The organism is Arthrobacter globiformis (genome assembly GCF_030818015.1).
Lineage (GTDB): Bacteria > Actinomycetota > Actinomycetes > Actinomycetales > Micrococcaceae > Arthrobacter > Arthrobacter globiformis_C.
In genome coordinates this window covers 952,581-977,185 of record NZ_JAUSZX010000001.1, presented here as the reverse complement: position 1 = coordinate 977,185, position 24,605 = coordinate 952,581, and the positions used below count along the sequence as shown (strand labels likewise).

Genomic DNA, 24,605 nt, shown 5'->3' with positions numbered 1-24,605 from the left:
CAATGACGTCCACAATTCCAATGGGTTCCGGAAGCGGAACGGGCAACAACAACCTGGTGGAGATGAACTGGGACCCCATCACCAGGATCGTCGGCAGCCTCGGCATCTACACCAAGATCGATTTCGAGAACAACCAGGTCGTGGAATGCAAGAGCACTTCCTCGATCTTCCGCGGCTATTCCCTCTTCATGAAAGGCAAGGACCCGAGGGACGCCCACTTCATCACCAGCCGCATCTGCGGGATCTGCGGCGACAACCACGCCACCTGCTCCTGCTATACGCAAAACATGGCCTACGGCGTCAAGCCCCCGAGCCTGGGGGAATGGATAGTCAACCTGGGCGAAGCCGCCGAGTACATGTTCGACCACAACATCTTCCAGGAAAACCTGGTGGGCGTGGACTACTGCGAAAAGATGGTCTCCGAGACCAACCCCGGCGTCCTGGCCAAGGCCGAGAACACCAGGGCCCCGCACGAGGCCGACCACGGCTACCGCACCATAGCCGACATCATGCGCTCGTTGAATCCCTTCACCGGCGAGTTCTACCGCGAAGCGCTGCAGGTCAGCCGCCTCACCCGCGAAATGTTCTGCCTCATGGAGGGCCGCCACGTGCACCCCTCCACCCTCTATCCGGGCGGGGTGGGGACGGTGGCCACCATCCAGCTGATGACGGACTACATCACCCGGCTCATGCGCTACGTCGAGTTCATGAAAAAGGTCGTCCCGATGCACGACGACCTGTTCAACTTCTTCTACGAGGCGCTGCCGGGCTACGAACAGGTGGGGCTGCGGCGCACGCTGCTGGGCTGCTGGGGATCGCTGCAGGACCCGGAATACTGCAACTTCGAATACAAGGACATGACCGAATGGGGCCGGAAAATGTTCGTTACCCCGGGTGTGGTGGTGGACGGCAAGCTGGTCACCACCGACCTGGTGCGGATCAACCTGGGCCTGCGGATCATGCTCGGCTCCTCGTACTACGAGGACTGGGAAGACCAGGAAATGTTCGTCACCCACGATCCCCTGGGCAACCCCGTGGACCGCAGGCATCCCTGGAACCAGCACACCAACCCGCGGCCGCAGAAGCGCGACCTCTCGGACAAGTACAGCTGGGTCATGTCCCCGCGCTGGTTCGACGGCCAGGACAACCTCGCCCTGGACACCGGCGGCGGCCCGCTGGCACGGCTCTGGGCCACGGCGCTCGCCGGACTCGTGGACATCGGCTACATCAAGGCCACCGGCACGAGCGTCCAGATCAACCTGCCCAAAACGGCGCTGAAGGGACCCGTCACTTTCGAGTGGAACATCCCGCAGTGGAGCAACACGCTTGAACGCAACCGCGCCCGCACCTACTTCCAGGCCTACGCCGCCGCGGCCGCGCTGCACTTCGCGGAAAAGGCCCTCGAGGAAATCCGGGCCGGCCGCACCAAGACCTGGGAAACCTTCGAGGTCCCCGATGAAGGCATCGGCTGCGGCTTCACCGAGGCGGTCCGCGGGGTCCTGTCCCACCACATGGTGATCCGGGACGGCAAGATCGCCAACTACCACCCCTACCCGCCCACCCCCTGGAACGCCAGCCCCACCGATTCCAACGGCGTGGCCGGCCCCTATGAGGATGCGGTTCAGGGGCAGCCGATCTTCGAGGAGAACGACCGGGAGCACTTCAAGGGCATCGACATCATGCGCACCGTCCGCAGCTTCGACCCCTGCCTGCCCTGCGGTGTCCACATGTACCTGGGCAACGGGCAGACGCTGGACATGCTGCACTCCCCCACCCAGACCCTGACCGGCGAGTAGGCCATGCTCGGCGGGGACCGGCCACCGCTGCTGAACGGTGACCAAATCGGCACACTCCTCGACGCCCTCGGCGCCGGCGGGGCGGTGGCCCGCGGCCGTGCCGAGGACCTGGTCCGCCAGGTGACAGACCTCTACGGCGCCGGACTGCAGCGGATCATGGAGATCCTGCAGGCCCAGGGAAAGCTCGACGACGCCACTCTCGAAGCGCTGACCGCTGACAGCCTGGTGGCCGGCCTCCTGGTCATCCACGGGCTGCACCCCCATTCGATGGAGGCACGGGTCGCCGCGGCGCTGGACAGCGTCCGGCCCTACCTGGGCTCCCACGGCGGCGACGTGGAACTGCAAGGCATCAGCCCCGACGGCGTGGTGCGGCTCAAGCTGCTGGGCACCTGCCAGGGCTGCCCGTCGTCGTCCGTCACCCTCAAGTACGCCGTTGAGGAGGCAATCCAGAACGCAGCCCCCGAAGTAACGGCCATCGACGTCGTCGAAGCGGAAAAGCAGCCGGGTGCGCCGGCGCTGATTCCGGTGGACTCGCTGCTGGTCCGGCTGAACAATCCGGCGGGCGGCACGCCCGCAGAATCCTGGCACGACATGTCCGGCGGCACGTGGGAACCCGTTCCGGAGATCGCCGGGCTCGAACCCGGCGAGGTGGCAGGCTTCCTCGTCGGCGGCTACCCGGTGCTGGCCTGCCGTACCGGGCAGGACATCTACGCGTACCGCGACTACTGCCCCCGCTGCACCGGCTCGATGGCCGGCGCCGTGCTGCAGCGCGCCCTCGCGGCACCGGTTGGCGGAGGCCTGCTCACCTGCCCCACCTGCCGCGGCCACTTTGACGTCCGGCGCGCCGGCGTGTGCCTCGAGGACAAGAACCTGCACCTGGAGCCGCTTCCGCTGCTGGTCCGGAACGGAGTGATGTCCGTGGCGGTCCCGACGGTGTCCGTGCAGTCCGCGGTGTTGCCGGTTCCACCTGTGCCGGTGGCCCCGTTGCCGGCAGCCCCGTCAGAGGTGACGCCGGTGCAGGCACTCCCGCTGGTGACGCCGGCAGGGCTGCAGGCGGTCCGCGAATCGGAGCCGGTGCAGGCACCGGCTGCCGTGTCCGTGCCGGCGGCCTCGGTGTCCACACCAGCGCCGGCAGCCGTCATGGCCCCGGAGCTGCAGGCAGCCGCAGGGCAGGACCGCTGAAATGAACTCGGGGAACGGAGCTGGTACAGGGCGCGGCCCGGGGACCGGCCGGGCCAGCGGCGCCTTGCCGGTAGCCTTACTGCGGCGGATTTCCGCGAACCGGCCCGCTCCCGCCGCCGGGGAATGCTGCGAAATGTGCGGCGAACCGATTCCCGACGCGCACCAGCACGTGGTGGACCTGGAGAGCCACGCGATGATGTGCACCTGCCGGCCCTGCTACCTCCTCTTCACCGACGCGACCGCCCACATGCGCTACCGCTCAGTGCCGGACAGATACCTCTCATTCCCCGACTTCGATCTCGGCCTGGGGCAGTGGGACGAACTGGAAATTCCGGTGGGCCTCGCATTCTTCTTCCGCAGCTCCAAGCTCGACCGCACGGTCGCGTTTTACCCGGGTCCGGCCGGGGCCACGGAGTCGGAACTGCCCCTCGCAGCCTGGGACGGCGTGCTGGCCCGCAACCCTGCCCTCGGCCTCGCCGCGCCGGACACCGAGGCGCTGCTGATCCGCGGCCCGGGTCCGGGCAGGCCCGCCGCGGACTGCCACCTCGTTCCGGTGGACGCCTGCTACGAGCTGGTGGGCAGGCTGCGCCGCCTCTGGAAGGCGTTCGACGGCGGCCAGGAGGCGCGCGATGAGCTCACCGCCTTCTTCGATCGGATCGCCCGCCGCAGCGTTCCAGCACCGGCAGACCCCGCCAGCGAAGCATCCGGCAGTGCAGTGTCCAACAGAGCGTCCGGCAGGACGTCCGGTACGGGAGGCGTCCGGTGACCGAACTTTCCTTCGCCGTGCTGGAGATCCGGCCAGAACCCTACGCAGCCGCCCCGCAACTGACGGCCAGGCTGCAGGTAGCGGAAGGCACCGGCGCCGTGGTGCACGCTGTGGCGCTGCGCTGCCAGGTCCGGATCCTGCCGCAGCGCCGCGGCTACGCGCCCGAGGAGGAGACCGGCCTGCTGGACCTCTTCGGCGGCCGCGGGCGTTGGCCCACCACGCTCAAGTCATTCCTCTGGATGCAGTGCAGCACCATGGTGCAGGGTTTCACGGGCAGCACCGAGGTGGACCTCCCGCTACCCTGCACGTTTGATTTCGACGTGGCTGCCGCCAAATACCTGCATGCCCTGCACGACGGCGAGATACCGCTGGAGCTGCTGTTCTCCGGCACCGTCTTCACCAAGGGGCAGACCGGGTTCACCGTGGAACAGGTGCCCTGGGACCTGGAGGCGTCCTACCGGCTGCCCGTCGCCGCCTGGCGCAGCCTGATGGACCAGTATTTCCCCAACGCCGGATGGATCCGCCTGGACCGCGACGTCCTGGCAGCACTCGCCCAGTACAAGTCCTCACGGGGCCTCACGTCCTGGGAAGCCACGGTGGAGAAGCTGCTCGCCCAGGCCACCGCCGATGTGTCCGGGGAGCGGCCATGAACACCACTCTGGCCCTCGCCCGGGCCGTCGCCGATGCCGTCCTCTACGAGGGCTACCTGCTCTACCCCTACCGAGCCTCCGCCCAGAAGAACCAGGCCCGCTGGCAGTTCGGGATCCTGGGTCCCCCTGGCGCCGCGGCTGAGGGCAACGGGGAGGAACCGTCCATGTCCGCCGACTGCCTGCTTGCCCCGGGAGCCCAGGCCGGGCTTGAAATCCACTTCCGCTTCCTGCAGTTGCAGAGGCGTGCGGTCGAAAAAGCGGACGACGGCGGCGGCTTCACTCCCGCTGACAGCCTCGCCGTGGGCGATGCGAACTGGCTGAGCTGGGACGAGGCCGTTGAGCACGAGGCGACGTTCGGGCCCTTCTCCGTCGCCCAGCTCCGGGCCGGACAGTTCCTGCCGGTGGAGGCCCCGGAGGGATTCGACGTCGAAGAACTCAAGGACGACGCCGGGAGGCTGGCCGGCCGGCTGGTGCGCCGCCGTCGTGCCCTCCGCGGCGAACTGCGGATACAGGCCGCCGAAGATTCCCCAGGCATCCTGCGGCTCAGCATCGCCGCGGCAAACACGACCCGGCCCCTCCCGGCCGGAAACCGGCACGACGCCATCGCGGTCTCCTTCATCGGCGCGCACATGCTGCTCGCCGTGCGGGACGGGGATTTCGTCTCGCTGCTGGACCCGCCGCCGTGGGCACAGTCCGTCGCCGGGCTGTGTTCCCAGCACCGCTGTTGGCCCGTGCTGGCCGGCCCCGAAGGCCAGACCGACGTCCTGCTGATCTCGCCCATCATTCTCTACGACCACCCCGCCGTCGCCCCGGAAAGTTCGGTGACGCTGTACGACTCCACAGAGATCGACGAGATCCTCACATTGCGTGTACTGGCGCTGACCGACGAGGAGAAAGCCGAGGCGCGGGCGACGGATCCGCGGGCCGCCGCAGTCATCGACCGCTGCGAGGCGATGTCGGCGGAGGACTTCCAGCAGCTGCACGGCGCTCTGCGGAACCCGCACGCGTTCGCTGCGGATCCCGCCGAAGCATGGACCACAGCCGGCCAGGACGTTCCCTGGTGGAATCCCGAGGCGGAGGCCAGCGTTCGGCCGGACGAGGACGCTGTCGTGATTGACGGCGTCGCGGTGGCGCGCGGCAGCCGCGTGCGCGTGCACCCGAAGCGGCGCGCCGACGCGCAGGACCTGTTCTTCGGCGGACAGACCGGGCGGGTCACCAGCGTGCATTTCGACGTCGACGGCAGCACCCACGTCGGGCTCGTCCTTGAGCAGGATCCGGCGGCCGATCTCCATGAGGGCTACGGCCGGTCCTTCTACTACGCGCCCGACGAACTGGAACCGCTGGAGGGAAGGGAAAACCCGCAATGAAGGCAATAGGAATGGCCACTGTTTCAGTGCTGGCAGCGATGGCCCTCTGGGGCATCTACGCCGGAATCCGCGCAGTTCCGGATATCCGGCGGTACATGAAAGTGCGGCGGATGTGACCGCCGCCAGCAGGGCAGGGACAGCCCGGCAAGGCTCCGGCGAGCGCACGGGCCGCGTCCTCGTGGCCGGCGTCGGGAACATGTTCCTGCACGACGACGGCTTCGGACCCGAGGTGGCACGGCACCTCGCCGCCCACCTGCAGCCGCTGGCCCCCGACGTCCGCGTGGTGGACTACGGCATCCGCGGCATGCATCTGGCCTACGACCTCCTGGCCGGTATCGACTTCCTGGTCCTCGTGGACACCGTGCCTGCGGACGGCAGCTCTGCCCCGGGCAGCATCCGCGTGCTGCAGGTCAGCGCCGCGGACCTGGACGGCAGGGCCCTGCTTGATCCCCACGGCATGGACCCCGCGGCGGTGCTCGGCCGGCTTCGGTCCATGGGCGGCAGGTTGCCGGCCACGTATGTCGTGGGCTGCGTCCCGGCCGACCTGTCCGAGGGCATCGGTCTCTCGGCAGCGGTGGCCGCGGCGGTGCCCGAGGCCGCCGCCGCCGTTAGGTCCCTGCTCGGCCAGCACTCTTCCACTCCAAGCTAAGGCGGCGTCCCAACATGTGCCTCGGAATACCCGGCAGGGTCGTTGAACTCCTCGAGGGCTACGGCGGCCAGCTCGCACTCGTCGATGTGGCCGGAGTGCACCGGAAGATCAACATCGGTCTGCTGGATGACGGTCCCCTGGAACCCGGCACCTGGGTCCTGATCCACATGGGCTTCGCGCTGGAACGGGTGGACGCCGCGGGCGCGGAACAAGCCATGGAAGGACTGGAACTGATGGGCCGCCCGGCGGACACCGCCACCGGACCCCAGCCGGCACAACCACCACAAGGAGAGCAGCATGTCACCCACGAACCAGCCTGATCCAGCCGACACGGCAAAGGGCACCACGCAGGACCAGGGCACCACGCAGGGCACGGCACCAGGTACAGCGCGGGCCTTCGGCAGCGAGCCGCCGCTGAAGGAACCGGCCCAGCCCGGAGCAGACGAGACCCCGGAGGACGCGGCGCCGGCTCCCGCCGACGTCGGCGTAAGCACCACGCGCAGAGGCGAGGACGTCATCAAGGAGGAGGCCGCCGAACCGGGACGCGAGCACACAGGAACCGACGAATCTCCTGCCGGCAGGCCAACCGGCGAGTCGTCCGCCCGCGATGCCACCGCCGTCAAGACCCCCGAGCATCCCGACGGCGCGGCGCCGCAGTCACCGTAGCTGGCCGTTCCGGCCGCAGGTTTCCGGCTAGCGTTCGAGCGCTATTGCCGCGCCGCGGTGCTCGACGCCGCTGTTGGCGATCCGGAGGTGCCGCGCCGTAAAGTGCTTCAGGTGCTGGAGCTGGTGCGCCGAGAGGCGGTCACACACCCAGTCCCAGTGCAATGAGACCACGTCGCCCACGGCCAGCCCTTCCACGAAGCCGGTTCCGTTCACGGCAAACTTGGCGGACTCCACCACGGGTTCGCCGATGTCCAGGGCTGTGCCGTCCCATACCAGCGGCCGCGACCGTACGACGGCGTCGTCCCCGGTGATAGCGAGCACCTGCCCCCAGCGAATACGGCACCTGTCGAGCACGTTCAGCGCGGTGGCGTGCCGGCGTTCGTCGCGCAGCAGGCCAAGCCAAGGGTAGATCTCGAACACGTGGAAACTATGGTGCGGGACCCCGCCGGCCAACACGCCTTCCACCAGATGCGGGAACTGCCGTCCGGTGCGGGCCCGGAACCTGTCCTCCATCGAGTTGCCGAGGTTCGTGATGCCGACGGAATCAAGCAGGCGGTTGCCCACCCAGTAGGCCTCCACCACCCGGGCGTCCAGCGGATCGGCAATGCCGTGCGACCCCGCAATCAGTTCAAGGTAGGGCCAGGCGCCGGCAAAGCCCTTGGCCAGTTCGCGGAGCCCCTGGTCCGTGACGCCGGACTGCCCGTAATGCAGCAGGGCGTCACTGTCCGGCGGCCCGCAACTCCCGCGTGAATTGGGCGGATAGGCATAGCGGACAAACAACTGGGCACCATCGATAACCATCCCGTGGCCACCTTCTGCGAGCGTCTTCTGAAAGTAGCACCGGGCCATGGCGTGGACAAGGGAAGGCCTGCAGCCGGCAATTCCTGCGAGCCGGAGAAGGCGTTGACAGCCCTGCCCTTGAAGCGGATGCTGTGAAGACCCACTCGCGGGGAGTCAACGATGACAGCTGCAGACCTAAACCGCCGGGCCGCCCTACAGGTGTTCATTGCAGGCGGCTCCGCCGCCGTGCTGGCAGGATGCGGCGCATCCGGCACCGCCCCGCCGTCGTCCCCTGCGGGCAGCACCAACAGCATCAGCCTCACGGACCAGCGCGGCAAGAGCCTGTCCTTTGCCCGGCCCGTGTCCCGGGTGGTGACCATCCCGATGCCGTCGGCGTCCCTACTGGTAGCCGTCGACCGCAGCGCCGACCATCTCACGGCCATGCACAACGCCTCCTGGGTGGCCATGCGCGACGGCATCATGGGTGCCATGTTTCCCGCCGCCCTGGACCTCCCGCACGACATCGCCACCCAGGACTTCACCGCCAACGTTGAGAGCATCCGGGCCCTCAACCCGGACGTGGTGGTCCAGTGGTCGGACGCGCAGCTCATCGAGCCCCTGGAGAAGGCGGGACTTCAGGTTCTGGCGCTGAAAAACTCCGGCACGCAGGAGGATGTGGATACCTGGGTCACCATGTTCGCCGCCATGCTCGGCAAGCCCGAACGTGCCACAGAGCTCAAGACCCGCAGCGACCGGGAGCTTGCCGAGGTCAAGTCCCTGGCGGCAGGACGCGCGTCCAAGGGTCCGAGCATCCTGTATTTCAACCGCTTCACGGGCGGGCTCAAGGTTGCCGGCGCCAACAGCTACAACGACTTCTACATCAAGCTGGTGGGCGGCTCCAACCCTCCGACCGGCAACGATCCGCTGACCGGGGCCGGCATGGTGGGCGTGGACATCGAGCAGGTGCTGCGCTGGGATCCCGAGGTCATGCTGCTGGGCAACTTCGACGCCGCCATGCCGCAGGACATCTACTCGGACCCGGTGTGGCAGAACGTGGCCGCGGTCCGCTCGAAGCGCGTATACAAAGTCCCGCTGGGCGGCTACCGCTGGGATCCGCCCGGGCAGGAGTCGCCGCTCATGTGGCACTGGCTGGGCGACATCGCCTTCCCGCAGCAGAGGTCGGCGGTGCGGGACAAGGTCTCCGAATACTTCAGGTTCCTCTACAACCACGAGCTCACGAAGGCTGAACTGGACAAGATCCTCTGGACCGCGGAGAACGGGCAGTCCGCCAACTACCGTCAGTTCAATGCTTGAGGAGGCCAGTTCCCCGCGCTTGCGAAAGCGGCGCCCCGGCCGCCAAGGTCCGGACAAGCCCGGTCCGGTTGAACCCCGGGCAGCGCCGGCGCAGCCGGCACGGCCGCGGGCGGGCCCGGCTTCTGCCGCGGGCGGGACGGTGGAACGAGAGGCGACGGAACGACGGCGGGAACCCGCCGTCGTCGTTCCCATCGCTCTCACTGCCTGCTTCCTGGCCGCGGTGGCGTTGCTGGCACTGGCGGTGGGGCGCTACAGCGTGCCGCTGGACCACGTGGTCCAGATCCTGACCGCACAAATTGCGCCGGTCCCGGTTCAAGCCAGCGGCACCGAACAAAATGTGGTGCTGCTGGTGCGGCTGCCCCGGGTGCTGCTCGCACTGCTGGTGGGCGGCGGCCTGGCGATCGGCGGCGCAGCGCTGCAGGCCATTTTCCGCAACCCCCTGGTCAGCCCCGAGATCATCGGTGTCTCCGCCGGTGCGTCCTTCGGCGGTGCCCTGGCGCTGCTGCTCGGCCTGGGTCCGTTCCTCCTGGTGGGCGGTTCCTTCGTGTGCGGGCTGCTGGCCCTCGGAACGCTGTTCCTGATCACCTCGGGCCGTGCGGGGACGCCGATGCTCATGATCGTGCTCGGCGGCGTTGTCACGGGGTCCTTCTTTTCGGCCCTGGTCGCCCTGGTGACCTACATTGCGGACCCCAACACCACACTGCCCGCCATCGTCTTCTGGCTGCTGGGCAGCGTGTCCACGGCCACCTTCGCCAAAGTCGTGGTGGCCCTCATCCCTGTCCTCGGTGGAGCCGCCGTCCTCGTGGCCCTGCGCTGGCGGATCAACGTGCTGTCCCTCGGCGACGAGGACGCGGCGGCGCTGGGTTTGCGCCCGCGGCCGCTCCGGTGGATGGTGCTCGTGTCCGTGGCATTGATTGTGGCCGGTGCGGTGGCGGTCAGCGGCGCCGTCAGCTGGGTTGGCCTGGTGATTCCCCACCTTGCCCGGATGTGGGTGGGCCCGGACCACCGTGTCCTCCTGCCCGTGTCCTTCCTGCTGGGTGGCGCCTACATCGTCCTCGTGGACACTATCGCCCGCACAGCCACGGCCGGAGAGGTCCCGCTCGGCGTCCTCACGGCCCTGATCGGCGCACCCGTATTTTTCCTGCTCCTGCGCCGGAACCGCGAGAAGGTCTGGGACAGTGCTTGAACTCGACGGCGTGGGCTTCGGTTATTCGCCCCGGGACTGGGTGTTCCGCGGCGTCAGCTTCCGCGTGCCGCCGGGAACGGCCACCGCCGTACTGGGCCCGAACGGCAGCGGCAAGACCACGCTGGTGCGCTGTGCCGCGGGATTGCTGGACCCGCAGGAGGGAACGGTCCGGCTCAGCGAGAGCGCCGGCTACGTCCCACAGGCGCACGGCAGCGCCTTTGCCTACCGGGCACTGGACATGGTCCTGATGGGGCGTGCCCGCCACATTGGAGTGTTTCGGACACCCGGGCCCTCCGACCATAGGGCAGCGCTGGAGGCGATGGAGCGGGTAGGCGCGGCCGGGCTGCGGGACCGGCGTTTCCCCACCCTCAGCGGCGGCGAGCAGCAGCTGATCCTGATCGCCCGGGCCATTGCCGCCGGCTCGCCCGTCCTGGTGCTGGACGAGCCCGCCACCGGCCTCGACCTCAAGAACCAGGCCCGCGTCCTGACGCTGCTGCGCGAACTGATGGCGGACGGAATGGCCCTGCTCCTCAGCACCCACCATCCCGACCACGCCCTGCACCTCGCCGACCGCGTGGTCCTGCTGGGCCGCTCTGGTGTGCGGACCGGCGCGGCCGCGGAACTCCTGACTGACGCCCAGCTGTCGGCACTGTACGGAGTGCGCGTGAGCACTGTGGCCTACTCCGACGACGGCGACGGTTTCCCCAGCAGCACGCCCCGCCGGACCATCGTGGTGCACTACGGCAGTTGACGCTTCCTCACCTTTCGCACCAATTCCATCAACGCTCCCGCAGATCCCGTCGCTTCAGACCAAACGCTCCGGCATGCGGTGAGGACGGGTCCGGAAGAACCCGACCAAAAGTGAGGAAGCGTCGTGGGCAGCACGGGCTACCCGGTGTTGCGCAGGCCGGCGGCCACCCCGTTGACAGTGATGAGCATGGCCCGCTGCAGGCGCTCGTCGATCTCACCGCCGGAAATGCTGGCCGCCTCAACGCGCACGCGGCGGAGCAGCTCCACCTGCAGGTAGCTGATCGGGTCGAGGTACTGGTCGCGGATTTCCAACGACCGCTTGAGCGTGGGCTGGGCATCCAGGAGCACGTTCTCGCCGGTGAGGTTCTGGATCTCGGAGACGGTGAGTTCGTACTCGTCACGGATGGCGCGGAAGAGGTGGTGCAGTTCCGCCGGGACAAGGGTGTCGACGTAGTATCCCGCGATCTCCATGTCCGTCTTGGCCAGGGTCATCTCCACGTTGGAGAGCACCGAGCGGAAGAAGTGCCAGCCGTGCATCATCTCCACGAGCTGGGCTGAGTTGCCGGCTTCCCGTGCCGCCTTCAACCCGGAACCGACGCCGAACCAGCCCGGCACGATCTGCCGCGACTGGGTCCAGCCGAACACCCACGGGATGGCGCGCAGGCCGCCCAGCCCAGCACCGGAATCCGGGCGCTTGGACGGGCGGGAGCCGATGTTCAGCGAACCGAGCTGCTCCACAGGCGTCGAGGCCAGGAAGTACGCAGGCAGGTCCGGGTGGTCGATGAGGCTGCGGTAGCGGGCAAACGCTGCGTCGGAGATGGTCTCCATGACATGGCCGAACCGCTCGCGCTGGTCGTCGGACGTGCGCGGCGTGCGGTGCAGCGCAGACCCCTGCAGCACGGCGGCGAGGGACAGCTCCAGGTTTTCGCGGGCAAGTTCCGGCAGGGAGTACTTGTCCGAGATGACCTCGCCCTGTTCCGTGAACTTGATTTCGCCCTCGAGGACGCCGTTGGGCTGCGCCATGATGGCGTCGTACGTGGGTCCGCCGCCTCGGCCCACAGAACCGCCGCGGCCGTGGAACAGGCGCACCCGGACACCGTGCTTTGCGGCGATGTCGCGCAGCTTGCGCTGGGTTTTGTGGATTTCCCATTGGCTGGTCATCACGCCGGATTCCTTGTTGGAGTCCGAGTAGCCGAGCATGACTTCCTGGACGTCCCCGCGCAGGCGGACCAGCTCGCGGTAGGACGGGTCGGACAGCAGCTCATCCACGATTTCCGCCGAGGCCCGCAGCTCCTCAACCGTTTCCAGCAGTGGCGCGAAGCCGATCTTGGCGTACGGAGCATCACCGAAGAGGCTGACCAGGCCGGCCTCGCGCGCCAGGACCGCGGCGGCCAGGACGTCGTCGGCGCCGCGGGTCATGGAGATGATGTAGGTCTCGATGACGTCCGGGCCGTAGGTGCGCAGGGCACGGCGGATCTCCCGGAAGACGTCGTACGTGCCGTCAGCGGCGCCGTCGAGCTTGATCGGGTGGCCGGACAGCGGACGGCGGGAGGCGAGCTCCGCGCTCAGCACCTCGAGACGCTCGCCCCGGGTCAGCTCGGCATAGCGGATGCCGGGACCACCGAGGCGGTCCATGAGCTGCCCGACGGCGTCATGGTGGTGGTCTGCGTGCTCGCGGATGTCGAGGGTGGCGAGGTGGAGGCCGAAGGAGGCGATGGCCCGGCGGACACGTGCCAGCGCGCCGTCCGCGGCGAGGGACGCCGAATGGTTGCGCAGAGACAGTTCCAGCAGCTCGAGTTCGCCGATGAGCTCCTCGGTGGAGGTGTAGTCGCGCCCTGCCTCATGCTTGGATCCGGCGGCGACCCGCTTGCCGGTGTTAATGAGCTTGGCCTTGATGCAGGTCAGCTTCAGCCGGTAGGGCTCCTGGGCGTTGAGCTCCAGGATGCGGCTGTCCAGTCCGGGCAGCTTCTCCAGGTCGGCGTCGATCGAATCGAGCAGTGCCTGGTCGGCGCCGGCGAGGGCCGTGGAGTTGGACAGGATCGAGATGAGCTCATCGATCATGGAGATGCTGATGCGCACCGCGTTCTGGTTCTGGAGCTGCAGGATCTCATGGGTCACCGCCGCGGTGACGTTCGGGTTGCCGTCGCGGTCACCGCCGATCCAGGAACCAAACCGAATCGGGGCGTTGTGGGCCGGCAACGCAACGCCGTGCTCGCCGAGGAGTTCCGAGAAATCCGTGAGCATCTCCGGCAGCGCGTCCGTCAGGATGCTGTTCAGGTAGTAGATGGCGTTGCGGGCCTCGTCCACGGGTGTTGGCCGGACCTGGCGCAGCTCGTCCGTCTGCCACATCTGGTCGATCATCTCCGACAGCTGGCGGTCCTGCCGGCGCCGGGCGCTGGTGCCCTCCTCCGTGGGCTGGGCCAGGACGTCCGAGAGCTTGCGGATCTTGTCCAGCACGGAACGGCGGGAGGCCTCGGTGGGGTGCGCGGTGAAGATCGGCCGCACGTCCAGTTCGTTGACGACTTCCTGCAGCACCGCCGGGCCGGCCTGCCCCGCGATATCCTCGACGGCCTTGGCCAGCCAGCCGTCCTTCTCCTGCCGGTTGCGCAGCCGCCGGACCCGGTGGACCTGCTCGGCGGCGTTGGCGAGGTGGAAGTAGAAGGCGAAAGCGCGGACCAGGTCGGTCGCCTGCCCGAGCGGCAGGGAGGCGAGCAGCTCCCGGACCTGGGCAACGACGTCGTGCGCGCTCCACGGGCCGGTGGCGTCCGCGCCGCCCCGGGCGGCTTCCTTGGACTCCTTGGTGAGCAGGCGCACCTGCTCCACGAGGTCAAGGAGTTCGGGGCCGTGCTGGCGGACCAGCGATTCACCCAGCAGGGTGGAGACCCGGCGTACGTCCGCGCGGAGTTCGGCGGCGAGATCTGTTTCTGAATTCATTGCAGTGTCAGCCATGGAAACTATCTTTCGAGTGTTTGACTTTGGCTCGTACACTGCGCTGGATACTGTGAGCCTGGTTACTGTTCCTATGGGATGTTACCCGGAGCCGGCCGCAGCCTGGGAATATGTCTCAGATGCTGTCCTGCCCTTGAACTCCGCCCGCCGGGCGCGGTAAAGGGCCACGTTCAACCCCATCGTGAGCGGGTAAAAGCCCAATTCCAAGGCTACGCCGGCCGCCCGCAGTCCGGCAGTCAAAAGGAGGCAGCAGCTGCGGAATGAAGTCCCGCCGCGGCGGGTTGACCCCTAAGCTGGCCAGACCGACACCCACCTGGAGGAACCATGAGCACCGCACCAGACGCCCAGCTGGAGCGCTGGCGCCGCTTCCGCAGCAGCCGCAACACCGCCCTCGCTGCGGACTACGGCTGGCTGACGCTCACGTCGTTCCAGTGGTTGGAAAGCCAGCCGTCCGCCGTCGACCTCGCTCCCGGGTTGTGGTCAACCGACGGCACGACGGCGGCGCTCACCGCCGCGGCGTCGGACGGGCTCACGCTGGTCGAAACGGGAGAGCCCGTGGACGGCACCATCACGGCGCAGCTCGCCGACGAGGAGTCCCTGATGTGGGTGCAGTTCGGCGGCGCGAACGGCAAACAGGTGGTGGTGGAGCTGGCCATGCGGGCCGATAAATATGCCATCCGCACCCGTGATTCGACGTCGCCGGTGTTCACCGAGTTCGACGGCGTGCCTACCTTTGACTACCGCCCGGACCTGGTGGTTGAGGCGCGGTTTGAGGCGTTTCCCGAGCCTGAGGACGTTCCGATCGCCACCGCAAACCCGCTGGTGGACGGGGTGCACCGGAGTGTCGGCGAACTGGTGTTCCGGTTGCCGGGGAAGGACCACGAGTACCGGCTTCACGCCGAAGAGGAGAAGCTCGGGGCCCTGACCGTCACGTTCCACGACGAAACCAACGGCGAAATGACCGACGAGTGGCGCAAGGTCTCCACTGCGCGCCCCAGGCCCGACGGAACCGTCATCCTGGATTTCAACCGCGCCATTAACTACCCCAGCGCCTTCACGCCCTACGGCACCTGCCCCATGCCGGTGAAGAACAACAGCCTGGACGCCCGGATCGAAGCCGGCGAAAAACAGCCCGCTCTCTGAGCGAGCCACAGCGCGAACGTACACTTAAGCCCACCCGTGAGTGCGAGGGCGGACACGAAGGCTCAGGCGATCGCGGAGACGCCGGTGACTGCGCGGCCCACGATCAGCGTGTTGATCTCGTACGAGCCCTCGTAGGTGTAGATGGCCTCGGCGTCGGCGAAAATCTTGGCCATCCGGTAATCCGTGACGATGCCGTTGCCGCCCAGGATGGACCGGCCCATCGCCACGGTTTCGCGCATCCTCGCCGACGTGTAGGACTTGGCCAGTGCCACCTGCGCCATTCCGGCACCCTCTTCCTGCAGCTGCGCGATCCGGACCATCATGCCCATGCTCGCCACGGCGTTGCCCAGCATGGACACCAGCTGCTGCTGGATGAGCTGGAACCTCGCCAGCGGACGGCCGAACTGCTGGCGTTCTACGGCGTACTTCCGGGCGACGTCGAACGCGGCCAGCTGCTGCCCCACCGCCTGCCACGCCACCATGATGCGTGAACCGCGGAGCAGCTCATTGGTGTCTTCGAAACTGCCGATGCCGGCGAAACGGTCGGCCTCGGCAACCCGGACGTCCTCGAAAACGATGTCCGCGTTCTGCACGGTGCGCAGGGCGATCTTGTTCTCGATCCGGCTCCGGCTCACCCCGGGCAAGCTGGCGTCCACAATGAAGCCGCGGACCGCACCGTCGGCTTCATCCCGCGCCCACACCAGCATGTAGTCGCAGAACGTCCCGTTGCCGATCCACCGCTTGGCGCCGTTCAGCACCCAGCAGTCCCCGCCGGCGTCGGCCTCTCCGGTACGGCTCGATATCCGGTGCGCCCGCGTCTCCATGCCGCCGGCGACGTCCGACCCGTGATCCGGTTCGGTCAGGGCAAACGCGCCGGTCGTCTTGAGGTTCGAGGCGTCGTCGAGGTACCGGCGGCGCTGGTCCTCGGAGCCGAAGCGGTAGAGCGACTCCACGAAAAGGTCGTGGTGGACCAGGAAAAATGTGGCGATCGAGGTGTCCACACGCGTCATCTCCGCGATCACCAGCCCGGCGAACAGGTGGCTGTAGCCGCGCTGGGCCGGCGTGCTCAGCTCCAGGGCGGCCAGCTTGGGGAGGAGATGCGCCGGAAATTCGGCCTTGTTCCACCAGTCCCCCGCGAACGGCGCGATCTCCGCGGCCAGGAACTCCCGCAGCTCGCTCAGCTTCCGTTGCTCGGCGGCGCTGAGCAGCGACTCGTAGCCGAAAAAGTCAGCGGTGGGCAGGGTGTCGACGGCGGGCATCGCCTGCCCGGCCCCGCCGGGTTTGCTGCCGCCCACGTCCGCGCCGCTCACGTCGGTGGCGCGAAGTCCGGTCCCGCTCACTTCGGGCCCATCCGGATGGCGCCATCGAGGCGGATGGTTTCACCGTTGAGCATGGCGTTCTCCACGATGTGCGCGGCGAGGTTGGCGTACTCGGCGGGCCGGCCCAGGCGGGACGGGTGCGGTACCTGCCGGCCCAGTGACTCCTGGGCATCCTGGGGCAGTCCGGCCATCATCGGGGTCTCGAAAATCCCGGGCGCGATCGTCACCACACGGATGAGGGACCGGGCCAGTTCGCGGGCCAGCGGCAGGGTCATGGCGGCCACGCCGCCCTTGGACGCGGCGTAGGCTGGCTGGCCGATCTGCCCGTCGAACGCGGCCACTGAGGCGGTGTTGATAATGACTCCGCGTTCCTCCCCGCCGAGCTCGGTAGCTGCAGGCTCGGTGGCGGCCATCGCGGCGGCGGCCAGCCGGACCACGTTGAAGGTCCCGACCAGGTTGATCTGGATGACGCGCTGGAAGGTCTCCAGCGGCAGTACGCCGTCGCGCCCCAGGACCTTGCCCGGCGTGGCGATGCCGGCGCAGTTCACCACGATCCGCAGCGGTCCCAGGCCGACGGCGGCGTCGACGGCGGCCTGCACCTGCTCCTCGCTGGTCACATCCGCAGCAACGAAAACCGCCTTGGGGGCTGCCGACTGGTGGCCCGCAAGCTTCCGCGGGCCGGCCGCGTTCAGCTCGTCGGCGTACGCGGCACCGGCCGAGGAGCCGAGGTCAGCGAGCACCAGGGAAGCGCCGGCGTCGAACAGCCGCCGGGCCGTGGCGGCGCCCAGGCCGGATGCACCGCCCGTGATGAGCGCGACGGAACCCTCGATTTCCATACATCCTCCTTGATGCGGAACCCTGTCGATGCGGATCCGGATCCCGGCCGCGAACGTTAGTTAGTGAATGTTAACTGAAATGGGCGGCGGATGCATCCCGCAGCGCACGGTTCGTCAGGCTACCAGCGCCCCACGCCGCACGGTCGGCGGGCTGGCAATTCGTTAGGCTGGCCGCATGACCCAGCCCGATGCTGATGCCACCCCGGATGCCACCCCCGCCCCCGCAACGGCCTGGGCAGAGCGGGCCGACGAGGCTGCACGGTCGGTAACGCACCTGTTCGGCCAGCGGCTAGCCTTCCTGCCCGGGACGCACATCGCCGCCACTGCCCGGCCCCGCCGGCCGCATCGAGAACCTCCGCCGCCCATGGCACTACTGGTGGCAGGCGCATTACCTGGACTGCCTGGCGGACGCGGGTTTCCGCGAACTTGGGAGGGCGGGTCGGCCGCCGAAAAAGTTCGACGGCGATACCCGCCCCAGCGCCGGCCAGCTCGCGTCGCGTCTGGTCAGCGGCATCCGGCTGCGGAATTTCCTGACGTTCGTCAACCACTACTACGACGACATGGCATGGCTGGCACTGTCTACACTCCGGCTGGAGCGGCTGGCCGAAGAGAGCAGCATGCCCAGCCCCCGGCGGCAGGAGAGAATCCGCAAGAGTCTCACGCTGCAGTTCGACTCGGCGTCCACCGACGACCTGGGCGGCGGCACGTTCTGGAGCACCAAACGGGACTTCAAGAACACCCCGGCCACGGCGCCGGTGGCGCTTTACTTTGCACGCACGGGCAAAACCGCCAAGGCGCAGGCCCTGCTCGACTGGCTGGATGCCCGGCTGTTCGACCCCACCCGCGGGCTCTACCTGGACGGGATCCGGGTCCGCAGCACCGGTGAAACCGTGCTGGAGGACGCAATCTACACCTACAACCAGGGGCCCGTCCTGGGCGCCCTGCTGGAGCTCGGAGGCGCCGCCAACCTGGAACGCGCCTCAACTGTGGTCCGCGCGGTGGCAACACACCTCACCCTGCCGGAGCCCACCGCCGGCCCCGGCAACCCCGCCAACAGCATGGTTCTCCGCTGCGACGGAACCGGCGACGGCGGGCTGTTCACCGGCATCCTCACCCGATACCTGGCCCTGGCCGCCAACGACCAGCGGCTGCCGCGGGACGTCCGGACCGCCGCCGCCGGGCTGGTCACCGGCACCGCCGGCGCCTTCTGGTCCGGCCGCCGGCTGATTACGGCAGGCGAGCCGCTGGCCCGGCATGGCCGGGCCGGGGACCCCATATTCTCTTTCGAACCGAAGCGGCCGGCGGGCGGCACCTATCCGCCGGGTACCGCCGTCGAACTTTCCACCCAGCTTCAGGCCTGGACGGCCCTGGAGGCCGCAGCGTCAGTAGCAGCCGCGTCGGTGGCAGCGGGCATCACGGAAAACGGCAATTAGGACACGCAACAGTATCGTAATTGATGTGATCCTCATCACTTAAACCCCTTTGTGGCTTGGTGCTTAGGTTTGGCTAACCTACAGTTTTTCGAGTGAGCTTCACCTAACTTCCCCAGCTCACGAAGGGCCTCGCCCACGAGACTTTGCAGAAAGAAGCACCCCGATGAAGATCCGCATCAACGCGCTGGCCGGCATCGCGATCGCCGCCACCGCAGCCCTCGGCCTGTCGGCCTGCGGCTCCAGCACCTCTCCCGCAGCCTCGTCCTCCGCTGACCCCGCCAAGGGCGAGATCACGGTCTACAACGCCCAGCACGAAAGCCTCACCAAGGAATGGGCGGACGCGTTCACGGCGGAAACCGGCATCAAGGTGACGCTGCGCCAGGGTGACGACACCGAGATGTCCAACCAGATCGTCCAGGAAGGCGCGGCCTCGCCGGCGGACGTCTTCCTCACCGAAAACTCCCCCGCAATGGCGCAGGTGGAGAACGCCGGCCTGTTCGCCGACGTCGATAAGGACACGGTGGCCCAGGTTCCGGCGGAGTTCCGCCCGAGCACGAACAAGTGGACCGGGATTGCCGCCCGCTCCACCGTCCTGGTCTACGACAAGAATAAGATCTCCGAGGACAAGCTGCCGAAGTCCATGCTGGACCTGGCCAAGCCGGAATGGAAGGGCAAGTGGGCCGCTTCCCCCAGCGGCGCCGACTTCCAGGCCATCGTCTCCGCCCTGGTAGAGCTCAAGGGCGAAGCCGCCGCCGAGGAATGGCTGAAGGGCATGAAGGAAAACTTCACCGCCTACAAGGGCAACAACACCGCAATGAAGGCAGTGAACGCCGGCGAGGTTGATGCCGCGCTGATCTACCACTATTACTACTACGGCGACCAGGCCAAGACCGGCGAGAACTCCAAGAACGTCACGCCGTACTACTTCAAGAACCAGGACCCAGGCGCGTTCCTCTCCATCTCGGGTGGCGGCGTCCTGAAGTCATCGAAGAACGCTGAGAAGGCCCAGGCTTTCCTGAAGTTCATCACTGGCAAGAAGGGCCAGGAAATCCTGCAGAAGGGCACCTCCTTCGAGTACGCCATCGCTTCCGGCGTTCCGGCCAACGAGAAGCTGGTTCCCGTCAAGGAACTGCAGGCTCCCACGGTGGATCCGGCCAAGCTCAACTCCAAGAAGGTCACCGAGCTGATGACCAAGGCAGGACTGCTCTAATTCTGTGATCTCGCAAGTATCGGCGCCGGAGACATCCGGTGGCACGACGACGGCGGGCCGGGGCAAGCGCCCCCGCCCGCCTTTCGGCGTTTCAACAGTGGCCATCCTGGCCGTGCTGATCGCCCTGTTTTCCCTCCTGCCGCTGGGCTACGTCGTGTTCATGACCGTGGCCACGGGCTGGGACACCGCCATTGAACTGATTGTCCGCCCGCGGGTCGGCGAGCTCCTGCTCAACACCGTGCTCCTGATTCTGCTCACGGTGCCGCTCTGCCTCATCCTGGGTGTGGGCGGCGCATGGCTTGTGGAACGGACCACCCTGCGCGGGAAGAAGGTCTGGGCCGTGCTGCTCGCGGCTCCGCTGGCCATCCCGGCGTTCGTCAACAGCTATGCGTGGGTTTCCGCCGTGCCGTCACTGCACGGCTTGTTTTCGGGCGTGCTCATTGCCACGCTCTCCTACTTCCCGCTCGTCTACATCCCCGCCGCGGCGACGCTGAGCCGGCTGGATCCTGCCGTGGAACAGTCGGCTGCGTCCTTGGGCCTGGGCGCCTGGCGGTCCTTTTTCCGGGTGGTCCTGCCGCAGCTGCGGATCGCGATGACGGGCGGCGCGCTGCTGGTGGCACTGCACCTGCTGGCCGAGTACGGCGCCTTCGCGATGATCCGCTTCGACACGTTCACCACCGCCATCATGGTGCAGTACCAGTCCACGTTCAACGGCACGGCCGGCACCATGCTGGCCAGCGTGCTGGTGTTCTTCTGCCTCCTTCTGCTCCTGGTCGAGGTGCGCAGCCGCGGCACGGCGCGGTACGCCCGGGTGGGATCCGGTGTCCAGGCCAAGGCCCTGCGCCTGCCCCTGCACGTCTACCAGGTGCCGGCCCAGCTGGCCCTCCTCGCCCTGACCCTGCTTGCCTTCGGGCTGCCGCTGCTGTTCGTGCTGCGCTGGATCATTGCCGGAGGGGCGGACATCTGGGCCGCCGACGAATTCGTTCCGGCACTGTGGCAGACCCTCGTCTATGGGCTGGCCGGAGCCGGGGCGACCACCGTCGTCGCCTTCCCCATGGCGTACCTCGCCGTCCGGCACGCCAGCTGGTTCAGCAAAGCGCTGGAGCTCTCCAATTACGTCACCAGCTCCATGCCGGGCATCGTGGTGGCCCTGGCCTTCGTCACCGTCAGCATCCGGCTGGTCCCGGACGTCTACCAGACGGCGGGAGTCCTGGTGGCCGCCTACGTCCTCCTCTTCGTGCCGCGCGCGCTGGTGAACATCCGTGCTGGCCTGGCCCAGGCACCCAAGGAACTTGATGAGGCGGCGCAGGCCTTGGGAACCCCTCCGCTGCTGTCCTTCATCCGCGTGACGCTGCGGCTGACCGCCCCGGCTGCAGCCGGCGGCGCGGCGCTGGTCTTCCTCGGCATCGCCAACGAACTGACCGCCACGCTGCTCCTCTCCCCCAACGGGACCCGGACCCTGGCCACCGCGTTCTGGAGCAAGAGCAGCGAAATCGACTATGCCGGCGCGGCGCCCTACGCCCTGCTCATGATCGTGATCTCGGCGCCCATGACCTATTTGCTCTTCCAGCAGTCCAAGAAAGTAGCGGGACAGTGACCGAACAATCCCCGTCCAGGCTTCCGGAACCGCGGATCTCACCATCCGTGGCGCCAAGCACCAACAGCCACCTGGAGATCGACGCCGTCACCAAGAACTTCGGCTCGCAGGCCGTCCTCAAGGGTGTAAACCTGTCGGTGGCCAGGGGTGGAACCACCGCGATCGTGGGCCCCTCGGGTTCGGGCAAGACCACCCTGCTCCGGCTCATCGCCGGCTTTGAACACCCGGGCACCGGCAGTATCTCCCTGAACGGCTCCCCGGTGGCGGGCGACGGCGTGTGGAAGCCGGCGCACAAGCGCCATGTCGGCTATGTGGCGCAGGACGGCGCCCTGTTCCCGCACCTGACCGTGGGGCAGAACATCGCCTTCGGGCTCAGTGCCGCAAAGCTGGACGGCGGCCGGCGCGCGGTTAATGCGCGGGTCAACGAATTGCTCGAGATGGTGTCCCTGGACACCGCCATGGCCAAGCGCCGGCCGCACCAGCTCTCCGGCGGCCAGCAGCAGCGCGTCGCCCTGGCCCGGGCACTCGCCCGCGAGCCGGAGCTCATGCTGCTGGACGAGCCGTTCTCCGCCCTGGACGCCGGGCTGCGCGTCGCCACCCGGCGGGCGGTGGCAAAGGTCCTCAATGAGGCCGGGGTGACCACAATCCTCGTCACCCACGACCAGGCCGAGGCGCTGTCCTTCGCGGACCAGGTGGCCGTCATGCGGGGCGGCAAGCTGGCACAGATCGGCAACCCGTTCGTGGTGTACACCCGGCCGGCGGACCGTGCCACTGCCGAGTTCCTGGGCGACGCCGTGATCCTGGATGCCTGGATGGAGGGCTCACTGGCCACCTGCTCACTGGGCGGGATCCCCGTCCGGCGTCCGCCCGCGCAGGGCCGCGTCCAGCTCATGCTGCGTCCGGAGCAGATCCGGATCGCCGAGGACGGGCCCATCCGCGGCGTGGTGGTGGATACCGACTACTTCGGCCCCGAAACCACCGTGCGGCTCAAGCTCGCCGTGCCGCCCAAGCTGGCCGGCGCCATGCCCGACCACCGCTATCCCGGCGGCGGTGAAGTGATCACGATCCGGCACTGGAACGCCTCCATCGCCCAGCCAGGCACGGAACTATGCCTGCGCGTGGTGGGGGAAGCCGTGGCCTTCCCGCCCGAGTCCGAGTGACGTTCGCCTGAGGTTCGCCTGCGGCCAGCGCATCCGTTCTGGCCTGCCTATCGCGCGTCCAGCACGGTGGCCAGCGGGGTGTATTTGAACGACTTCAGCGTCAGCTTCCCGCCGGATGTGGCGGCGTTGACCGCAGGCTGCCCGGACCGCGGCAGCACCACGGAGGTCAGGGTCTGCTCCCCGCCGTTCACGAAGACCTCCACTGAGGAATAGTCCACGAAAATTGTCAGGTCCACGCTGCCCCTGGCCGGCGCACTGCCGTTGCGTGGCGGGCTCTGCGCGCTCCTCCGGTCAGTAAAGAGCGGTCCGAGGGCCTCCGCGCCCGGCACCACTGCCGCCCTGCCTACCCACGCCGTGCCTGCGTCAAAGTCATAGCCAACCGTGGCGTAGTCTTCCCCGCCGCTGCCGAGTTTCAGCAGGGCCTCCGTGCCGTCGTCGTCCGGTCCACGTTCCAGGGTGACATCCAGCCGGTAGGCGCCGCCTGCGGGCGCGGGAAGCTCTCCGGCGCCCTCCGGGGTGAGCGCCCTGCTGCCGGCCGCCTTGGCCTCGCCGTCCAGCGCGGAGAGGGCGGCGGTGGGCGTGGACACGAGCCTGGGCCGGCCCTGCACGGTCTTCAGGCGGATGTCCCGGACGATGGAGTCAGCACCGCCCTGCCAGTCCGTGGTGGGCAACTGCCGGGCGTACGTCCAGTTGTTCATCCAGCCGATCGCGTGGCGGGACGCCAGCCGTTCGTTTTCGGGCAGACGTGGATCGTCCCAGGTGACGGCGGCATAGAAGTCGGCGCCGGCGTCGAGCCACTGGTGTTGGTCCTCCGTGGGGGTGAACGTGGTTCCGTCAAAGGTCCCGGTCCAGTAGGCCACTCCGGTGGTTCGCCTTTCCCCGGTGCCATTCGCGCTGGCGGCCAGGACCCAGGTGCGCTTGGCGGGGTCGCCGTCGACATCCAGCTGGAAGAGGTCGGGGCATTCGAGGATCCCTAGGCCCTTTCGCTCGAAGCCGGACACGTAACGCCAGTCCTTCAGGTCCTTTGAGGTGTATAGGCCGATCTTTTCCCCTTCGGCCAACGCCATGACCCACTGTCCGCGGGCCTCGTCACGGATGATCTTCGGATCACGCCAGTGCTGCGCGCCGGGGTTGTCCATGACCGGATTCCCGTCGGCGGCCTTGAACGTGTAGCCCTTGTCCTTGGAGTAGAACAGGGACTGCCGCTGCACGCCCTTGTCCTGCTGGGTCAGAATGGCGACGACCGCGTCCTTGCCGAAGCCGGCGGTGTTGTCCCGGTCCACCACGGCGCTGCCGGTCTCAATGTCCCCGAGCCCGTTCTTGAACTTCTCAATGGCAACGCCCTCGTCCTTCCAGTGCACCAGGTCCGTGCTGGTGACGTGGAACCATTCGGTGCCGTTCCCCTCGGGGTGGTCCGCGTTGTAGAGGTAGTAGTAGTGCCACACCCCGTCCAGCAGGAACGGCCGCTGCGGATCGTTCATCCACTCTTTGGCAGGAGTGAGGTGGTAAGAGGGCCGGAACTGTGAAGCGCCCTCCGGCCGGCTGAACGATTTCGGGGCTGCCGGGGATTCACTCTGCGTTCCACCGCCTTGGGGTCCGCTGCTTTGGGGTCCGGCACCGCCCTGCGTTCCGCCGTCTCCCGAACGCCCGGCCAGGCCGATCACTGCGGCCGCGGCCAGCACCAGAGCCAGGGCCACCGCCACCGCAATCCACCGCCCGCGGGGTCCGAGCGTGCGTAGGGAAAACCGCTGCATGTTCGCCGTTCGTGTTGGGAGTTGGCACCAATTTTAGCGCGGGCGGCCTTTTCGATGCCCCGCACTGGATTGCTCGGGGCCACGCACACCTGCTTTCG

Annotated in this window: 21 protein-coding genes and 1 pseudogene; 17 read left to right on the top strand and 5 right to left on the bottom strand. The window is 67.9% G+C overall.

The genetic code is table 11. The features are described from left to right. Positions 1-2: 2 nt before the first annotated feature. The 9 genes from QFZ23_RS04585 (at position 3) to QFZ23_RS04550 (ending at position 7,076) form a co-directional block, all read left to right on the top strand. Positions 3-1,796 (top strand): nickel-dependent hydrogenase large subunit, encoded by a 1,794-nt coding sequence (locus QFZ23_RS04585; RefSeq protein WP_306920814.1) that lies wholly within the window; start codon positions 3-5, stop codon positions 1,794-1,796. A 3-nt stretch (positions 1,797-1,799) separates the two neighbouring features. Next, complete coding sequence (locus tag QFZ23_RS04580) at positions 1,800-2,978, top strand: NifU family protein (protein WP_306920812.1); 1,179 nt, start codon at positions 1,800-1,802, stop codon at positions 2,976-2,978. 133 nt (positions 2,979-3,111) lie between these two features. After that, entirely contained in the window at positions 3,112-3,744 is a 633-nt protein-coding gene (locus QFZ23_RS04575) for a DUF5947 family protein (protein WP_306920809.1), read from the top strand. Then, positions 3,741-4,394, top strand: coding sequence for a DUF6084 family protein (locus QFZ23_RS04570; RefSeq protein WP_306920808.1), 654 nt, complete (start codon positions 3,741-3,743; stop codon positions 4,392-4,394). Before QFZ23_RS04575 ends, QFZ23_RS04570 begins: the two co-directional genes overlap by 4 nt. Further along, entirely contained in the window at positions 4,391-5,761 is a 1,371-nt protein-coding gene (locus QFZ23_RS04565; RefSeq protein WP_306920806.1) for a hypothetical protein, read from the top strand. The genes QFZ23_RS04570 and QFZ23_RS04565 overlap by 4 nt, the downstream gene beginning before the upstream one ends. A gap of 11 nt (positions 5,762-5,772) precedes the next feature. Further along, positions 5,773-5,877 carry a DUF6893 family small protein gene (locus QFZ23_RS23680; protein WP_373427843.1) on the top strand — a complete coding sequence of 35 codons (105 nt, stop codon included), beginning with the start codon at positions 5,773-5,775 and terminating at the stop codon, positions 5,875-5,877. Continuing rightward, on the top strand, positions 5,874-6,410 hold the full coding sequence (locus QFZ23_RS04560) for a hydrogenase maturation protease (RefSeq protein WP_306920804.1): 537 nt from the start codon (positions 5,874-5,876) through the stop codon (positions 6,408-6,410). Before QFZ23_RS23680 ends, QFZ23_RS04560 begins: the two co-directional genes overlap by 4 nt. 14 nt (positions 6,411-6,424) lie before the next feature. Then, complete coding sequence (locus QFZ23_RS04555) at positions 6,425-6,730, top strand: HypC/HybG/HupF family hydrogenase formation chaperone (protein ID WP_306920802.1); 306 nt, start codon at positions 6,425-6,427, stop codon at positions 6,728-6,730. Continuing rightward, positions 6,708-7,076, top strand: a complete 369-nt coding sequence (locus tag QFZ23_RS04550) for a hypothetical protein (protein ID WP_306920800.1) — start codon at positions 6,708-6,710, stop codon at positions 7,074-7,076. The genes QFZ23_RS04555 and QFZ23_RS04550 overlap by 23 nt, the downstream gene beginning before the upstream one ends. Before the next feature lie 27 nt (positions 7,077-7,103). Here the strand turns inward: QFZ23_RS04550 and QFZ23_RS04545 are convergent, their stop codons facing one another. Further along, a complete protein-coding gene (locus tag QFZ23_RS04545) occupies positions 7,104-7,877 on the bottom strand; it encodes a DUF6390 family protein (RefSeq protein WP_306920798.1) in 774 nt (257 codons plus the stop codon). A gap of 159 nt (positions 7,878-8,036) precedes the next feature. On the opposite strand from QFZ23_RS04545, the gene QFZ23_RS04540 reads away from it, so the two are divergent. From QFZ23_RS04540 to QFZ23_RS04530, 3 genes are all read left to right on the top strand, one after another. Next, the gene (locus tag QFZ23_RS04540) at positions 8,037-9,170 is read left to right on the top strand and encodes an ABC transporter substrate-binding protein (protein ID WP_306920796.1); all 1,134 of its coding nucleotides are present in this window, start codon (positions 8,037-8,039) and stop codon (positions 9,168-9,170) included. A 139-nt stretch (positions 9,171-9,309) separates the two neighbouring features. Then, complete coding sequence (locus QFZ23_RS04535) at positions 9,310-10,356, top strand: FecCD family ABC transporter permease (RefSeq protein ID WP_306920794.1); 1,047 nt, start codon at positions 9,310-9,312, stop codon at positions 10,354-10,356. Then, complete coding sequence (locus QFZ23_RS04530) at positions 10,349-11,107, top strand: ABC transporter ATP-binding protein (RefSeq protein ID WP_306920791.1); 759 nt, start codon at positions 10,349-10,351, stop codon at positions 11,105-11,107. The genes QFZ23_RS04535 and QFZ23_RS04530 overlap by 8 nt, the downstream gene beginning before the upstream one ends. Positions 11,108-11,244: 137 nt before the next feature. Here the strand turns inward: QFZ23_RS04530 and ppc are convergent, their stop codons facing one another. After that, a complete protein-coding gene (ppc, locus tag QFZ23_RS04525) occupies positions 11,245-14,055 on the bottom strand; it encodes a phosphoenolpyruvate carboxylase (protein ID WP_306920789.1) in 2,811 nt (936 codons plus the stop codon). Positions 14,056-14,379: 324 nt separating this feature from the next. On the opposite strand from ppc, the gene QFZ23_RS04520 reads away from it, so the two are divergent. Continuing rightward, positions 14,380-15,198 (top strand): DUF1684 domain-containing protein, encoded by an 819-nt coding sequence (locus tag QFZ23_RS04520; protein ID WP_306920788.1) that lies wholly within the window; start codon positions 14,380-14,382, stop codon positions 15,196-15,198. A 62-nt stretch (positions 15,199-15,260) separates the two neighbouring features. Here the strand turns inward: QFZ23_RS04520 and QFZ23_RS04515 are convergent, their stop codons facing one another. Both QFZ23_RS04515 and QFZ23_RS04510 read right to left on the bottom strand, forming a co-directional pair. Next, positions 15,261-16,457, bottom strand: a complete 1,197-nt coding sequence (locus tag QFZ23_RS04515; protein ID WP_306926660.1) for an acyl-CoA dehydrogenase family protein — start codon at positions 16,455-16,457, stop codon at positions 15,261-15,263. 77 nt (positions 16,458-16,534) lie between these two features. Beyond that, positions 16,535-17,353, bottom strand: a complete 819-nt coding sequence (locus QFZ23_RS04510) for an SDR family NAD(P)-dependent oxidoreductase (RefSeq protein WP_306920786.1) — start codon at positions 17,351-17,353, stop codon at positions 16,535-16,537. A 175-nt stretch (positions 17,354-17,528) separates the two neighbouring features. Here QFZ23_RS04510 and QFZ23_RS04505 point away from each other — a divergent pair. The 4 genes and pseudogenes from QFZ23_RS04505 to QFZ23_RS04490 all read left to right on the top strand — a co-directional run bounded on the left by QFZ23_RS04505 (position 17,529) and on the right by QFZ23_RS04490 (position 22,753). Beyond that, a pseudogene (locus QFZ23_RS04505) lies at positions 17,529-18,786 on the top strand (glycoside hydrolase family 76 protein). A gap of 163 nt (positions 18,787-18,949) precedes the next feature. After that, on the top strand, positions 18,950-19,996 hold the full coding sequence (locus QFZ23_RS04500) for an iron ABC transporter substrate-binding protein (RefSeq protein WP_306920783.1): 1,047 nt from the start codon (positions 18,950-18,952) through the stop codon (positions 19,994-19,996). Positions 19,997-20,000: 4 nt separating this feature from the next. Then, the gene (locus QFZ23_RS04495) at positions 20,001-21,593 is read left to right on the top strand and encodes an ABC transporter permease (RefSeq protein WP_306920780.1); all 1,593 of its coding nucleotides are present in this window, start codon (positions 20,001-20,003) and stop codon (positions 21,591-21,593) included. Then, the gene (locus QFZ23_RS04490; RefSeq protein WP_306920779.1) at positions 21,590-22,753 is read left to right on the top strand and encodes an ABC transporter ATP-binding protein; all 1,164 of its coding nucleotides are present in this window, start codon (positions 21,590-21,592) and stop codon (positions 22,751-22,753) included. Before QFZ23_RS04495 ends, QFZ23_RS04490 begins: the two co-directional genes overlap by 4 nt. A gap of 47 nt (positions 22,754-22,800) precedes the next feature. Here QFZ23_RS04490 and QFZ23_RS04485 read toward each other — a convergent pair whose 3' ends face one another. Further along, a complete protein-coding gene (locus QFZ23_RS04485) occupies positions 22,801-24,507 on the bottom strand; it encodes a glycoside hydrolase family 32 protein (protein ID WP_306920777.1) in 1,707 nt (568 codons plus the stop codon). Positions 24,508-24,605: the final 98 nt, after the last annotated feature.